Source organism: Bradyrhizobium sp. 164 (assembly GCF_023073715.1).
Lineage (GTDB): Bacteria > Pseudomonadota > Alphaproteobacteria > Rhizobiales > Xanthobacteraceae > Bradyrhizobium.
Map to the genome: position 1 here is coordinate 79,396 of NZ_JADPKA010000083.1, position 12,658 is coordinate 92,053.

A 12,658-nucleotide genomic window follows, 5' to 3' on the forward strand; every position below is an offset into this window, starting at 1 on the left:
ATACAAGTCGATTCGACTTCCGAATGCGGCGCGCCGACGCAGGGCGCAACCTCTCAGTTCTCAGACTCGGTGAAAACCTCGTCGCGCTTGGCGCGCAACACCGGTAGCACCGTAAGAACGAGGAGGCCCGCCGCGACCGCCAGCAGCACCGCCGACAACGGACGCGTCAGGAACACGCTCCAGTCGCCGCGCGAGATCAGCAGCGCACGGCGCAGGTTCTCTTCCATCAGCGGCCCCAGCACCATGCCGAGCAGCAACGGCGCGGGCTCGAAATCGTGCTTGATCAGCCAGTAACCGACGAGGCCGAACACGCCTGCGAGGATGACGTCGACCGGTGCGTTGTTCACCGAATAGATGCCGATCGCACAGAAGATCACGATCGAGGGGAACATCAGCCGGTACGGCACGCGCAGCAGCCGCACCCAGATGCCGACCAGCGGGAGGTTGATGATGATCAGCATCAGATTGCCGATCCACATCGAGGCGATCATGCCCCAGACGAGATCCGGCTGCTTCTGCATCACCTGCGGGCCCGGCACGATGCCGTGGATGGTCATCGCGCCCACCATCAGTGCCATCACCGCGTTGGGCGGGATGCCGAGCGTCAGCAGCGGGATGAACGAGGTCTGCGCGGCGGCATTGTTGGCGCTCTCCGGCCCCGCCACGCCCTCGATCGCACCGCGGCCAAAGCGCGACGGATTCTTGGCAAGCTTCTTCTCGAGCGTATAGGCGCCAAACGACGCGATCGTCGCACCACCGCCGGGCAGGATACCGAGGATCGAGCCGAGCACGGTGCCGCGAAGGATGGCAGGCGTCGAGTCGATCAGATCCTTTCTGGTCGGCATCAGGCCGGTGATCTTCTGCTGCACGAGATCGCGGCTCATCTCGGCGCCGGCGTCGAGATTGCGGATGATCTCGGCAAAGCCGAATACGCCCATCGCCACCGTCGCAAAGCCGAGACCGTCGGCGAGCTCCGGGATGTTGAAGGCCATGCGCGAGGCGCCGGTCTCGATGTCCGAGCCGACCATCGAGAGCAACAGGCCGAACACGATCATCGCGATCGCCTTCAGCACCGAGCCCTTGGCCAGGACCACCGCGAAGATCAGGCCAAGCACCATTAGCGAGAAATATTCGGCCGGGCCGAACGCCAGCGCGAGCTTCGTAAGCGGCGCGCCGAGGACGGCAATCAAGACGGTCGCGACGCAGCCGGCGAAGAACGAGCCGATCGCGGCGATCGCCAACGCGGGGCCAGCGCGGCCCTGCTTGGCCATCTGATGGCCATCGATGGCGGTAACGACCGATGTCGCCTCACCGGGTATGTTGACCAGGATTGACGTGGTCGAGCCGCCGTACTGGGCGCCGTAATAAATGCCGGCGAGCATGATCAGCGCGCCGACCGGCGGCAGTCCGAAGGTGATCGGTAGCAGCATCGCGACGGTCGCGATGGTGCCGATGCCCGGGAGCACGCCCACCAGCGTCCCGACCAGAGCGCCGATCAGGCACATCAGAAGGTTGATCGGAGAGAGCGCGACGGCGAAGCCGTGAGCGAGGTTGGCAAAGATATCCATCACGCCCTCACTGGATCAGGAAACGCGGAAACATCGGCATCGGCAGCCCGAGCACGTACGGAAACAGGATTGCGCAACCGAACGTCAGGCAGGCGCCGACGATCGCAGCTTCGAGCCAGCGCGTCTCGTGCGAGCCCGTCGCCGCAATCATGAAGCTTACGAAGGCTGTGACCACGAGGCCGAGAGGCCGGATCGCCAGTGCGAAAAAGACGATCGCCGCCACCACGAACAGCGGCCCGCGCCAGGCGTAATGGGCGAGCGGGGCTCCCTCCGTCAGGAGCCCGGTCAGGGCGATACCGGCGGACAAGGCGACCAGCAGGCCGCCGAACATGCGCGGCGCGGTCCCTGCGCCGAAGGAGAAGCCCCGCATGCCCTGCAAATCACTCGATGCCCACAACGCGAACAGGGCCAGCGCCATCAGGACAACGCCGCCGACATAGTCCTGCGCCGATCGGATCGTCATGAACAGCGTGAGAATCGCCACCACGAACAGCGGATAGGAATAGATGAGCGCCAGCAGCACCTCGGACGAGGCCTTCTTGGCACCGCCACCGAACGATCCGAGGATGGCGCTGGGCGCGCCGGCAAGTAGCGCGGTCGCGTGGTTGGTGACGACCGTCGCCGGGCCGCGCCCGGCGCCCCAGCCGAAGATCGTCCCGATCGACCAGATCAATTCGAAAATCTGCGGCGCAAGCGCCAGCAGGCAAAAACCGAGCGCCACCTTTGTGTTTCGGGTGGCGGTCGCTGAGTGGCCCATCGTGTCGGCCATGGCTGTCTCCTCCGCGACCCGTAAGTCACGAGCACTGTTGTTCTAAATCGGCTGGAACTGGATCCCCCGCCCGGATCACTGCCTAGCGATTTTCATCACACAATGCCAGCAAAACCCAACAGGCTCCGGCGAGCAGGAGCCAGAGTGGATTGATGCGCGAACGGAGGTGAGCACCGCAACCGTCGCGCTGTTGGAGCGGCAGCGGGATACTTCAATGGCGATGAAAAGATTGCAAACCGACGACCATCCGGAACCCGCGGATGGAAACCGCTGGATCGCCGCTTGAAACCCCTGTTTTTCGAAACGTTTGCCCCCTATATTGGGGATGCCGGTTCGCCGGCTATGGAAATAAACGGTCGTCGCAATAAACCATTCGGACCCGGGGGCGGTACCCGGCGCCTCCACCAAAGCCCACCGACGGGCTGGCCCAAGAAGTGGGCTTTGGCGGGGGCGAAATAGGATCGACGAGGGCGTAAAGGGCGTACTTTTTCCCGGTATTGTTCCGCCGTTATCGGGCTACTGCAATAGTTGCCAACGACAACTTTGCTCCGGTTGCTCAGGCTGCGTAACGCAGTTTGAAAGACCACTCTAAAGTCCTAGCGGGTTAAGCTCCGCTAGGCGGGGTTCGGAGGCACCTGGCAACAGAAGCCTCCACTTTACTCTTTGATTTCTTCCCCGGCGGGGACTCCTGCTGACCCGTCAGGCGCGGTACTATTGCGGCTTGGCGAGTCGGGCCGGCAGGGCCCGGCTTCGGGGATGCAACAGGACCACCATGGCGACCGATCATATCCGATACGATGTGCTGGCCCGCGACGCGCTGCGCGGCGTGCTGCGCAAGGTGCTGACCGATGCGGCGACCCATGGCCTGCCGGGCGAGCACCATTTCTTCATCACCTTCGTGTCGAAGGCCGAGGGCGTGAAGCTGTCGCCGCGGTTGCTCGCGCAATATCCGGAAGAGATGACGATCATCCTCCAGCACCAGTTCTGGGACCTGACCGTGCTCGAGGACCGTTTCGAGGTTGGCCTGTCGTTCGGCGGCATTCCGGAGCGGCTGGTGGTGCCGTTCAGCGCCATCAAGAGCTTCCTCGATCCGTCCGTGAAATTCGGCCTCCAGTTCGACACCTCCGACCTCGCCGAGGTGGTGCCCGAGAGTTTGCCGGCAGCACCCGCACCGTCGGCCGTCGCGGTACCCGCGCCCGCCGCTGAGCCGAAGGAAAGCACGGACGCGCCGGCGGCCCCGAACCAGGGCGGCGCCGAAGTCGTACGGCTCGATCGTTTCCGCAAGAAATGATCTAGATTGGGCTCGCCCCGTCTCGCGCGGCCGGACTCCCTATATATCCGACTCCCTATATAGAAGGCATATCAAGGGGCCGCGCGGCATTCCGCACGGCGAAATGGATGTGCTCATGGCCAAGACTGCCCACTCAGAGACTGCCCGCTCAGAAACTGCTCGCTCGAAGACCGACCGCCCCGCCACCCGCACCGAGACCGATAGTTTTGGCCCCATCGAGGTCGCCGCCGACCGCTATTGGGGGGCGCAGACCGAACGCTCGCGCCAGAATTTTCGCATCGGCACGGATCGCATGCCGATCTCGCTGGTGCATGCGCTCGGCATCGTCAAGCTCGCCGCGGCACAGTCCAATCGCGAACTTGGCCTGCTCGACCAGCGCCGCGCCAACGCCATCATCCGCGCCGCGCGCGAGGTGATCGAGGGCAAGCTCGACGATCATTTCCCGCTGGTGGTGTGGCAGACCGGCTCCGGCACGCAGACCAATATGAACCTCAACGAGGTCATCGCAAACCGTGCCAACGAGCTGCTCGGCGGCGAGCTCGGTGCCAAGAAGCCGGTGCATCCCAACGACCACGTCAACATGAGTCAGTCGTCGAACGACTCTTTTCCCACCGCGATGCACATTGCCGCCGCAAGCCGCATCAATGCCGATCTCGTCCCTGCGCTCGATGAGCTGCTCCGCGCGCTGCGCAAGAAGGAGGAGGAGTTTTCCAAGATCGTGAAGATCGGCCGAACCCACACCCAGGATGCGACGCCGCTGACGCTCGGCCAGGAGTTTTCGGGCTATGCCGCGCAGGTCGAGAGCGGCATCGCCCGGCTCAAGATCGCGGTGAAGGAGCTCTATCCGCTGGCGCAGGGCGGCACCGCCGTCGGCACCGGCCTCAACTCCAAGCCGCGCTTTGCAAAGCTGTTCGCAAAGCACGTTGCCGGGATCACGAAGCTGCCCTTCACCAGCGCCGCCAACAAATTCGAGGCGCTGGCCTCGAACGATGCCTATGTGCTGGCGCACGGCGCCATCAATTCGGTGGCGACGGGCCTGTTCAAGATCGCCAACGACATCCGCCTGCTCGGATCCGGCCCGCGCTCGGGCCTGGGTGAGCTGATCCTGCCGGAGAACGAGCCGGGCTCCTCGATCATGCCGGGCAAGGTCAATCCGACGCAGTGCGAGGCGATGACCATGGTGTGCTGCCAGGTGTTCGGCAATCACACCGCGATCACGGTCGCCGGCAGCCAGGGCCATTTCGAGCTCAACGTCTACAAGCCGGTGTTGGCCTACAACATGCTGCACTCGATCCGCTTACTGGCGGACGCCGCGCGCTCCTTCACCGAACATTGCGTCAGCGGCATCCGCGCCGACGAGACGCGCATCAAGGAGCTGATGCAGCGCTCGCTGATGCTGGTGACGGCGCTCGCGCCGAAAATCGGCTACGACAATGCGGCCAAGGTGGCCAAGACCGCGCATGCCAACGGCACCACGCTGAAGGAAGAGGCGCTGCGGCTCGGCTTCGTTTCGGCCGATGAATTCGACCGCCTGGTCCGCCCTGAGAAGATGACCAGCCCGGGATAAATTCCGAATTCCGCTAGCCATCCGTAGTGATACGGACGCCAGACCCGCAGAAATATGCGGCTTTGGGGACGGGATTTGATTACCGTCAATGGCGCTGCGGGGCGGCGTGCTGCGCAGCCCTTCTGCCCTCGACGGGGGCGAAATTCATCGTTTGATGGCCGAGTGGCCGATTGACGAGGACGAGCGAATGGCAATCAAGTCTTTGGGGGCGCAATGCAGCGCCCGGTTTCTGAACGTTTCAACCTGCCTGAAGAGGATCGGGTGATGGAGACGCGGCATGGGGAACGTCATCAACCTGAATCGTTTCAGGAAGCGCGCCGAGCGGGAAGCCTCGGCGAAGCAGGCGGACGCCAACCGGGCGAAGTTCGGCCGCACGAAAGCGGAGCGGTCGGCGGAGGAGAAGCGGGCGGACCGGGCGAAGGAGCATCTGGATCAGCACCAGATCGATCGCGAGGAGCAGCCATGAAGTCGCCCGTCGTGAAACGGTCGATCGTCGTCGCCGGCCACAAGACCAGCGTCAGCCTGGAAGAGGCGTTCTGGAACGGCATGAAGGAGATCTCGGGCCTGCGCAACATGACGCTGTCCGAGTTGGTCGGCGAGATCGACAGTAACCGCCAGCAGGGTAATCTGTCGTCGGCGATCCGCCTGTTCGTCCTGGACTACTTCAAGAGCCGCGCCATGACCGTCCAGCCGGAAAAGGTCTCGGCCCAGTAGCTGCGGGGACTTTCCCGGGCGACCTGCTCTGCACTTTAAAATCACTCTAAGGTGCAGCTTCGGCGAGCAAGCGCGCTTGACCTCAATGCCCTGGGTTGAAAATACAGGGCATGACCGACACCAACGATACGCGTTCGCAGATGCCGCTGGGCCTGGCGCAGCGCGGCTATACCGGCGTCATCCAGCATCTGTCTGCCCGCGAGGCGGGCTCGGCGCTGTCGGACATCGAGCTCGAGAGCCGGCTGATCGAACTCGGCTTCGTCGAGGGCGCCCGGGTCGAGGTCCTGCATGAGGGGCTGGTCGGACGCGACCCGATCGCCGTGCGGGTCGACAATATCACCATCGCGGTCCGTCGTCGCGAAGCCATGGCCATCATCGTCGCTTAGATAGCGGCCGGATATTTGCTCCCATGGAATTACCCCTGCTGCATCTCGCCTTGGTCGGCACACCAAACAGCGGCAAGACCTCGCTGTTCAATGCCCTGACCGGCAGCCGGCAGAAGGTGGCGAACTATCCGGGCGTCACGGTCGAGCGCAAGGAAGGCTTTTTCGTCACGCCGCTCGGTCGCCAGGTCTCCGTGGTCGACCTGCCCGGCACCTACTCGCTGCGCGGCCGCAGCCCGGACGAGGAGATCACCCGCGACTTCGTGCTCGGCAAGGCCTCCGGCGAGACGATGCCCGATCTGGTGCTGTGCGTGGCCGACGCGACCAATCTGCGCCTGACCATCCGCCTGCTGCTCGAGCTCAAGCGCACGGGACGGCCGATGATCCTCGTGCTCAACATGTTCGACATCGCCACGCGCCGCGGCATCAATGTCGACGTGGAACGGCTCGCCAAGGAGCTCGACGTGCCCGTGGTCACCTCGATCGCGGTGCGCAAGGGCGGCACGGCCGATCTGTTGCAGCTGACCGACGAGATCTCGTCCAAGCTCGCCGCCGAGCTGCGCGAGAACAGCTGGCGCGCGCTCAGCGTCTCCGAGCTGCGCGCAACCCAGCGCGAGGCCGACCGCATCATCGCCGATTGCGTCAGCCTGCCTGCTAGTCCCGACACCTTGACCGCCCGGATCGACGCGATCGTGCTGCATCCCGTCGGCGGCCTCATCGTGCTCGCGCTGATCCTGTTCGTGATGTTCCAGGCGGTGTTCGCCTGGGCGCAGCCGCTGATGGAGCTGCTCAACTCCGGCTTCGATGCGCTGGGCGAGCTGGTCCACAACACCCTCCCCGCCGGCCTGCTCCAGAGCTTCCTTCAGAACGGTGTGATCTCGGGCGTCGGCAGCGTCATCGTGTTCCTGCCGCAGATCATCATCATATTCTTATTCATCCTGCTCCTGGAAGATTTCGGCTACATGGCGCGCGCCGCGTTCCTGATGGACCGCATCATGGGCGGCGCCGGCTTGCACGGCCGCGCCTTCATTCCGCTGTTGTCGAGCTTTGCCTGCGCCATTCCAGGCATCATGGCAACGCGCGTCATCGACAACAAGCGCGACCGGCTGACCACGATCCTGATCGCGCCGCTGATGACCTGCTCGGCGCGCATTCCGGTCTACACGCTGATCATCTCCGCCTTCATTCCGGCCAGGGACGTCTGGGGCTTCATCAACTTGCAAGGCCTCGTGATGTTCGGCCTCTATGCCACCGGCATCGCCAGCGCGCTGCTGGTCTCGTTCGTGATCAAGTTCTTCATGCTGCGCGACTATGCCCCGGCGCCGTTCATGCTGGAGCTGCCGGACTACAAAGTGCCGCAGCTAAAATCGATCGCGATCGGCATCTACACCCGAGCGAAGATGTTTTTGCAGCGCGCCGGCACCACGATCTTCTCGATGATGGTGCTGATCTGGTTCCTGGCTTCGTTCCCGCAGCCGCCTGCGGGCGCCACGGAGCCGGCGATCGATTTCAGCCTGGCTGCGATCATCGGCAAGGCGCTCGAGCCGCTGCTCGCGCCGGTCGGCTTCAACTGGCAGATCGCGGTCGCCCTGATCCCCGGCATGGCGGCGCGCGAGGTCGCGGTCGCAGCCCTCGGCACCGTCTATGCGATCGAGGGCGGCAAGGAGGCGGCCGAGCAGATCGGTCAGGTGCTGGCGACGAAATGGTCGCTCGCGACCGCCCTGTCGATGCTGGCCTGGTACATCTTCGCCCCGCAATGCGCCTCCACGCTGGCGGTGATCCGGCGCGAGACCGGAAGCTGGGCCTGGATGGCCGTGACCTTCACCTACATGCTGCTGCTGGCCTATGCGGCGAGCCTCGTCACCTACAATGTCGCGGTCGCGCTAGGGGCGGGCTAAAGCCCCTCCCAAGACAAAAGCTGCGAAAACAACCCCATGCACAGTAGACAGGGGTCATGAAATCAATGGCTTACGCGTGTGCGAAAGTCATCCGACCATAGACGGGATAACCGGCCGAAATTCGGAAAATCAGTTGACCCGTCGGGCAAAACACCGGCATGATGGCATCGTCACCTTCAACGCCATCAAGATCGCGGCCAGTCCGAAATCGCCATCGGCTTCATGGATCACTTCAGCACCGACAGACTGACCGCCGAGAGGTTGCACGAAAACCACCTCGCCGACCTCGTCGCACTCCATCTCGATCCCGATGTCTCGCGCTATATCGGCGGCGTACGCTCGGCCGAGACGACGACGAATTATCTCGCCACCAACATGGCGCATTGGGACGAGCATGGCTTCGGGCTGTGGACGCTGCGATCGAAAGACGGGGCGTTCGCCGGGCGGGCGGGAATCCGGCACATCCTCGTCGACGACGTCGCCGAGATCGAGATTGCCTACGCGTTCAAGCGCGATCTCTGGGGCCAGGGACTTGCGAGCGAGATCGCGAGCGCGCTGACGGACATTGGGCTGTCGCAGCTCGCGCTGCCATCCCTCATCGGCATCGTCTATGTCGCGAATGGCGCATCGCGCCGCGTGCTGGAGAAGTCGCACTATCTGCTCGAGCGGCGCACGAACCGTCACGGCGAGGACGTCGCGATCTACCGCAAACGGCGGTGAGAGACTGATCCGGGACGTCTCGCCATCTGCCGGTAGACTAGTCGGCTCGCGCAGCTGCGGAACGTATCGGGCTACCTCAGCATTCTCCCGCCATGCCCAGGTACTTCTTCCACGTCCACGACGTCGAACCGAGCTCCGATCGGCACGGCGAGGACCTGCCAGATGACGAAGCCGCCTGGCGCGAAGCCACGAGCTTTGCCGGGCAGCTCTTCAAGGACATCGACGGCAGGTTTCGGCCCGGCCAAGCATGGAGCCTGGAAGTGACCGATGAAGCCGGTAAGCCAATTTATCGGATCCAAATAACCTCAAAGGGCCAGATAAGCTCATAGGGGAACGGCGGCCTCAGGCCGACACGCGGCGGGCCCCCGATCACCTTCCGCTAAGAGCGCGGGCCGTCAGGCCCGGTGGAACCCGGCGGCGGCGCGAGAGTTCCTTACCGATCTTACAGTGCAAATGCGGCTGCTCGCCTCGGGGCCCTTGGGGCAAGCAGCTGCGCTCTAGTAAACAAGTGCAACGGGGGTTCAATGACCGGTACGTCGAGGCCTGTGTCGGACAGTCATCTCAAAGATCTGCCGAGAGTTTCGACGGGCAGCGACGGCTTGGATGACATCCTGGGCGGCGGCTTGGACGCCAACCGGATGTATCTTTATGAGGGACGGCCCGGCACCGGCAAGACCACCATCGCCCTCCAATTCCTTCTCAGGGGCGTGCGCGATGGCGAACGCGTGCTTTATATCTCGCTATCTGAAACGAGGCGGGAGCTGGAGCTTGTCGCGCATCGGCACGGCTGGTCTTTGCAAGGCGTGGACATCTTTGAACTGGTCCCGCCGGAGACAACGCTCGATCCCGAACGCGAGCTCACGGTGTTCCATCCCGCAGAGATGGAGCTGAGCGAAACCACCAATTTGATTTTCAAGGAGGTCGAACGCGTTGATCCCACTCGCGTGGTGCTCGACAGCCTGTCCGAACTGCGCCTGCTGGCTCAAAACCCGCTGCGATACAGACGCCAGGTTTTGGCTCTGAAGCATTATTTCACCAATCGAAATTGCACGGTGGTCCTCCTCGACGATCTCTCATCGTCCCAGGACGACCTGCAGCTTCATTCCATCGCACACGGCGTCGTTATGCTCGAACAGCTGGCAATCGAGTACGGGGCCGAGCGGCGACGGCTTCGCGTGATCAAGATGCGCGGCATAAAGTTTCGCGGCGGCTACCACGATTTCACGATCTCGGAGGGCGGCTTGCGGATATTCCCCAGGCTGGTCGCGGCCGAACATCACAAGCCCTTTTCCGGCGAGTTCACGCCCAGCGGCAGCGCCGAGCTCGACCAATTGCTGGGAGGCGGCCTCGAGCGCGGCACCAACGCACTTCTCATTGGCGCTGCCGGGGTCGGCAAATCGTCGCTAGCGCTGACCTATGCGATAGCGGCGGCGGAACGTGGCGAGCACGCCGTGTTCTTCGCCTTCGATGAAGGCCGGGGCACCGTGGAGGCGCGAGCCCGCACGCTCGGCCTGCCTCTCCAGGAGCACATTGACTCGGGGCGAATTCGGTTTCAGCAGATAGATCCCGCCGAATTGTCGCCCGGCGAGTTCACGGCGAGCCTGCGCCGGAGCGTCGAGGTCGACAATGCGCGCGTGGTGATCATCGACAGTCTGAACGGTTACTTGAATGCGATGCCGGATGAGCGGTTTCTCATCCTGCAGATGCATGAACTCCTGAGCTACCTGGCACAGCAGGGCGTGTTGACCATCCTTATCCTCGCTCAGCATGGACTGGTCGGCCCGATGGATACGCCGCTCGACATCAGCTATTTGAGCGATTCGGTCTTGATGCTGCGCTATTTCGAGTTCGGCGGACGAGTGCGGCGCGCCTTGTCTGTCGTCAAGAAGCGCAGCGGCAATCACGAGCATAGTATCCGCGAGTTTCGGCTCGGCAGCACCGGGATCAAACTGGGCCCACCCCTCAATGAATTCAGCGGCATCTTTTCCGGCAATCCGCGTTATACCGGCTCGGAACTCCCGGAAGGACTGGCGGAATGAGCGCCCGCCGGGACAACCGTGTTCTCGTATATGCGCCCATCGGCCGGGACGGACCGGCATCGGCCGAGCTTTTCCGCGGCGCGGATCTGGACGCGGTCAACTGCCGAAGCCTGCTCCAACTCGTCAGCGAGATGGCCGCTGGCGTGGGCACCGTGTTTCTGGCGGAGGAGGGATTGTTCGGGAAAGACACGGCGCCGCTGGCACAATGGATCGCGAACCAACCGCCATGGTCCGACCTCCCATTTGTCGTTCTCACCAGCCATCGAGAGCAGCCGGCGGTCGTCGCCTGGCGCCGCAGCATCGTCGAGCTTTTGCGTAACGTTTCGCTGCTCGAGCGGCCGGTGCAGCCGATTACGCTGACCAGCGCGGTGCAATCCGCGATGCGGGCACGGCGGCGTCAATACGAGATCCGGGCTCTGCTTGAGGCGCGCGAGCAGACGGCGCAGGAGCTCGAGAAGCTGGTGATCGAGCGGACGCGAGAGCTGAAGGAGGCCAACGAGCAGCTTCGCCTCGAAATGAACGAGCGCGCTCGCGTGGAGGAAACGTTACGCCAGGCCCAGAAAATCGAAGCCATCGGCCAGCTCACCGGCGGCGTGGCTCACGACTTCAACAATCTGCTGATGGTGATTTCCGGCGGGCTCGACATGCTCGACCGCCAGACAGATCCAAACCGGCGCCGGCGTCTGATGGACGGGATGATCCAGGCGGCGCAGCGCGGCGCCAGCCTGACGAAGCAGCTTCTGGCGTTTTCCCGCCGGCAGACGCTTCGGCCGGAGCCCGTCGACGTCGCCGCTCAGATTGGCGGCATGCGCGAACTGCTCGATCGCAGCCTGAGGGGCGATGTTCATGTCGAGTTCGATTTTCCGGATTCGCTGTGGCCGGTAGAGGTCGATCCCGGTGAGCTCGAGCTGGTCATTCTCAATCTGGCCGTCAACGCACGCGACGCCATGCCCAACGGCGGCACGATCGTCGTGCGCGGGGAAAATCTACCCGACCTGAAGGACCAAGAGATCTCCGGCGATTATGTGCGTCTCTCAGTTATCGACACCGGTATTGGGATGGCTCCGGGCGTCTTGTCCCGCGTCTTCGAGCCGTTCTTCACGACCAAGGACGTCGGAAAGGGCTCGGGCCTTGGGCTGGCGCAGGTTCATGGATTTGCGACGCAGTCGCGGGGCACGGTGCGCATCCAATCGGAGGTCGGCCGCGGCACCAGCATCGAGCTGTACCTGCCGAGATCGTTGGACGTTCCTTCCAGGGAGCGACACCTCATCGACCTCACCAGGGTGCGGCCGAAGAAGAAGAACCACGGTCGGATCCTGCTGGTCGAAGACGATGACGAGGTGGCTGCATTGGTCAGCGAGATGCTCGGCCAACTCGGCTATGACGTCACGCACGCCTCCAGCGCGGCGGCGGCGCTTGGCGCCTTGGCCGACGGGCGCTCCATCGATCTGATCTTTTCCGACATCATGATGCCGGGCGGTATGAACGGGGTCGAGCTCGCGCGAGAGATCAAGAAAAGACGCAGTGACGTACCCGTCTTGCTGACCAGTGGATACGCCGAAGCGGCCGTCCATGAAGCCGAAGCCGAGGACGTTCAGATCCTGGCAAAGCCCTATCATATCGACGAACTGGCCGCCGCCCTTCACGCGGTCAAGTCAAAGCTTCGGCTCGACACGGACTCAAGGCGCTCGAATTGCCGCTGAGCTGGG

13 protein-coding genes and 1 other RNA gene are annotated in these 12,658 nt (G+C 63.5%); 12 read left to right on the forward strand and 2 right to left on the reverse strand.

All coding sequences use genetic code 11. The annotated features are described in order from the left end of the window. Nucleotides 1-53: 53 nt before the first annotated feature. Nucleotides 54-1,571, reverse strand: coding sequence for a tripartite tricarboxylate transporter permease (locus IVB01_RS25580; RefSeq protein ID WP_247278527.1), 1,518 nt, complete (start codon nucleotides 1,569-1,571; stop codon nucleotides 54-56). A 4-nt stretch (nucleotides 1,572-1,575) separates the two neighbouring features. Further along, nucleotides 1,576-2,337, reverse strand: coding sequence for a tripartite tricarboxylate transporter TctB family protein (locus IVB01_RS25585; protein WP_247278526.1), 762 nt, complete (start codon nucleotides 2,335-2,337; stop codon nucleotides 1,576-1,578). Nucleotides 2,338-2,625: 288 nt separating this feature from the next. Between IVB01_RS25585 and ssrA the strand changes: the two genes are divergently transcribed. The 12 genes from ssrA to IVB01_RS25645 all read left to right on the forward strand — a co-directional run bounded on the left by ssrA (nucleotide 2,626) and on the right by IVB01_RS25645 (nucleotide 12,652). Continuing rightward, nucleotides 2,626-2,993, forward strand: a transfer-messenger RNA (tmRNA) gene (gene ssrA, locus IVB01_RS25590). Nucleotides 2,994-3,109: 116 nt separating this feature from the next. Next, entirely contained in the window at nucleotides 3,110-3,628 is a 519-nt protein-coding gene (locus IVB01_RS25595) for a ClpXP protease specificity-enhancing factor SspB (protein ID WP_247278525.1), read from the forward strand. A 103-nt stretch (nucleotides 3,629-3,731) separates the two neighbouring features. Then, nucleotides 3,732-5,195 carry a class II fumarate hydratase gene (gene fumC, locus IVB01_RS25600; RefSeq protein WP_247278524.1) on the forward strand — a complete coding sequence of 488 codons (1,464 nt, stop codon included), beginning with the start codon at nucleotides 3,732-3,734 and terminating at the stop codon, nucleotides 5,193-5,195. 88 nt (nucleotides 5,196-5,283) lie between these two features. Then, nucleotides 5,284-5,460 carry a hypothetical protein gene (locus tag IVB01_RS25605; RefSeq protein ID WP_247278523.1) on the forward strand — a complete coding sequence of 59 codons (177 nt, stop codon included), beginning with the start codon at nucleotides 5,284-5,286 and terminating at the stop codon, nucleotides 5,458-5,460. Nucleotides 5,461-5,472: 12 nt separating this feature from the next. Beyond that, nucleotides 5,473-5,661, forward strand: coding sequence for a DUF4169 family protein (locus IVB01_RS25610; protein WP_247278522.1), 189 nt, complete (start codon nucleotides 5,473-5,475; stop codon nucleotides 5,659-5,661). After that, the gene (locus IVB01_RS25615) at nucleotides 5,658-5,909 is read left to right on the forward strand and encodes a ribbon-helix-helix domain-containing protein (RefSeq protein WP_247278521.1); all 252 of its coding nucleotides are present in this window, start codon (nucleotides 5,658-5,660) and stop codon (nucleotides 5,907-5,909) included. The genes IVB01_RS25610 and IVB01_RS25615 overlap by 4 nt, the downstream gene beginning before the upstream one ends. 110 nt (nucleotides 5,910-6,019) lie before the next feature. Then, nucleotides 6,020-6,295 carry a FeoA family protein gene (locus IVB01_RS25620; RefSeq protein WP_247278520.1) on the forward strand — a complete coding sequence of 92 codons (276 nt, stop codon included), beginning with the start codon at nucleotides 6,020-6,022 and terminating at the stop codon, nucleotides 6,293-6,295. Between the two features lie 23 nt (nucleotides 6,296-6,318). Next, nucleotides 6,319-8,190 (forward strand): ferrous iron transporter B, encoded by a 1,872-nt coding sequence (locus tag IVB01_RS25625; protein WP_247278519.1) that lies wholly within the window; start codon nucleotides 6,319-6,321, stop codon nucleotides 8,188-8,190. 222 nt (nucleotides 8,191-8,412) lie between these two features. Then, the gene (locus IVB01_RS25630; protein ID WP_247278518.1) at nucleotides 8,413-8,910 is read left to right on the forward strand and encodes a GNAT family N-acetyltransferase; all 498 of its coding nucleotides are present in this window, start codon (nucleotides 8,413-8,415) and stop codon (nucleotides 8,908-8,910) included. Between the two features lie 92 nt (nucleotides 8,911-9,002). Then, the gene (locus IVB01_RS25635; RefSeq protein ID WP_247494978.1) at nucleotides 9,003-9,239 is read left to right on the forward strand and encodes a hypothetical protein; all 237 of its coding nucleotides are present in this window, start codon (nucleotides 9,003-9,005) and stop codon (nucleotides 9,237-9,239) included. Between the two features lie 195 nt (nucleotides 9,240-9,434). Beyond that, nucleotides 9,435-10,949, forward strand: coding sequence for an ATPase domain-containing protein (locus IVB01_RS25640; RefSeq protein ID WP_247278516.1), 1,515 nt, complete (start codon nucleotides 9,435-9,437; stop codon nucleotides 10,947-10,949). After that, nucleotides 10,946-12,652 (forward strand): response regulator, encoded by a 1,707-nt coding sequence (locus tag IVB01_RS25645; protein WP_247278515.1) that lies wholly within the window; start codon nucleotides 10,946-10,948, stop codon nucleotides 12,650-12,652. The genes IVB01_RS25640 and IVB01_RS25645 overlap by 4 nt, the downstream gene beginning before the upstream one ends. The last annotated feature ends 6 nt before the right edge of the window (nucleotides 12,653-12,658 follow it).

Coding starts and splice junctions, on each gene's coding strand:
- IVB01_RS25620 (WP_247278520.1), top strand. CDS start 6,020: ATGACCGACACCAACGATACGCGTTCGCAGATGCCGCTGGGCCTGGCG.
- IVB01_RS25625 (WP_247278519.1), top strand. CDS start 6,319: ATGGAATTACCCCTGCTGCATCTCGCCTTGGTCGGCACACCAAACAGC.
- IVB01_RS25645 (WP_247278515.1), top strand. CDS start 10,946: ATGAGCGCCCGCCGGGACAACCGTGTTCTCGTATATGCGCCCATCGGC.
- IVB01_RS25630 (WP_247278518.1), top strand. CDS start 8,413: ATGGATCACTTCAGCACCGACAGACTGACCGCCGAGAGGTTGCACGAA.
- IVB01_RS25585 (WP_247278526.1), bottom strand. CDS start 2,337: ATGGCCGACACGATGGGCCACTCAGCGACCGCCACCCGAAACACAAAG.
- IVB01_RS25615 (WP_247278521.1), top strand. CDS start 5,658: ATGAAGTCGCCCGTCGTGAAACGGTCGATCGTCGTCGCCGGCCACAAG.
- fumC (WP_247278524.1), top strand. CDS start 3,732: ATGGATGTGCTCATGGCCAAGACTGCCCACTCAGAGACTGCCCGCTCA.
- IVB01_RS25610 (WP_247278522.1), top strand. CDS start 5,473: ATGGGGAACGTCATCAACCTGAATCGTTTCAGGAAGCGCGCCGAGCGG.
- IVB01_RS25595 (WP_247278525.1), top strand. CDS start 3,110: ATGGCGACCGATCATATCCGATACGATGTGCTGGCCCGCGACGCGCTG.
- IVB01_RS25640 (WP_247278516.1), top strand. CDS start 9,435: ATGACCGGTACGTCGAGGCCTGTGTCGGACAGTCATCTCAAAGATCTG.
- IVB01_RS25635 (WP_247494978.1), top strand. CDS start 9,003: ATGCCCAGGTACTTCTTCCACGTCCACGACGTCGAACCGAGCTCCGAT.
- IVB01_RS25605 (WP_247278523.1), top strand. CDS start 5,284: ATGGCGCTGCGGGGCGGCGTGCTGCGCAGCCCTTCTGCCCTCGACGGG.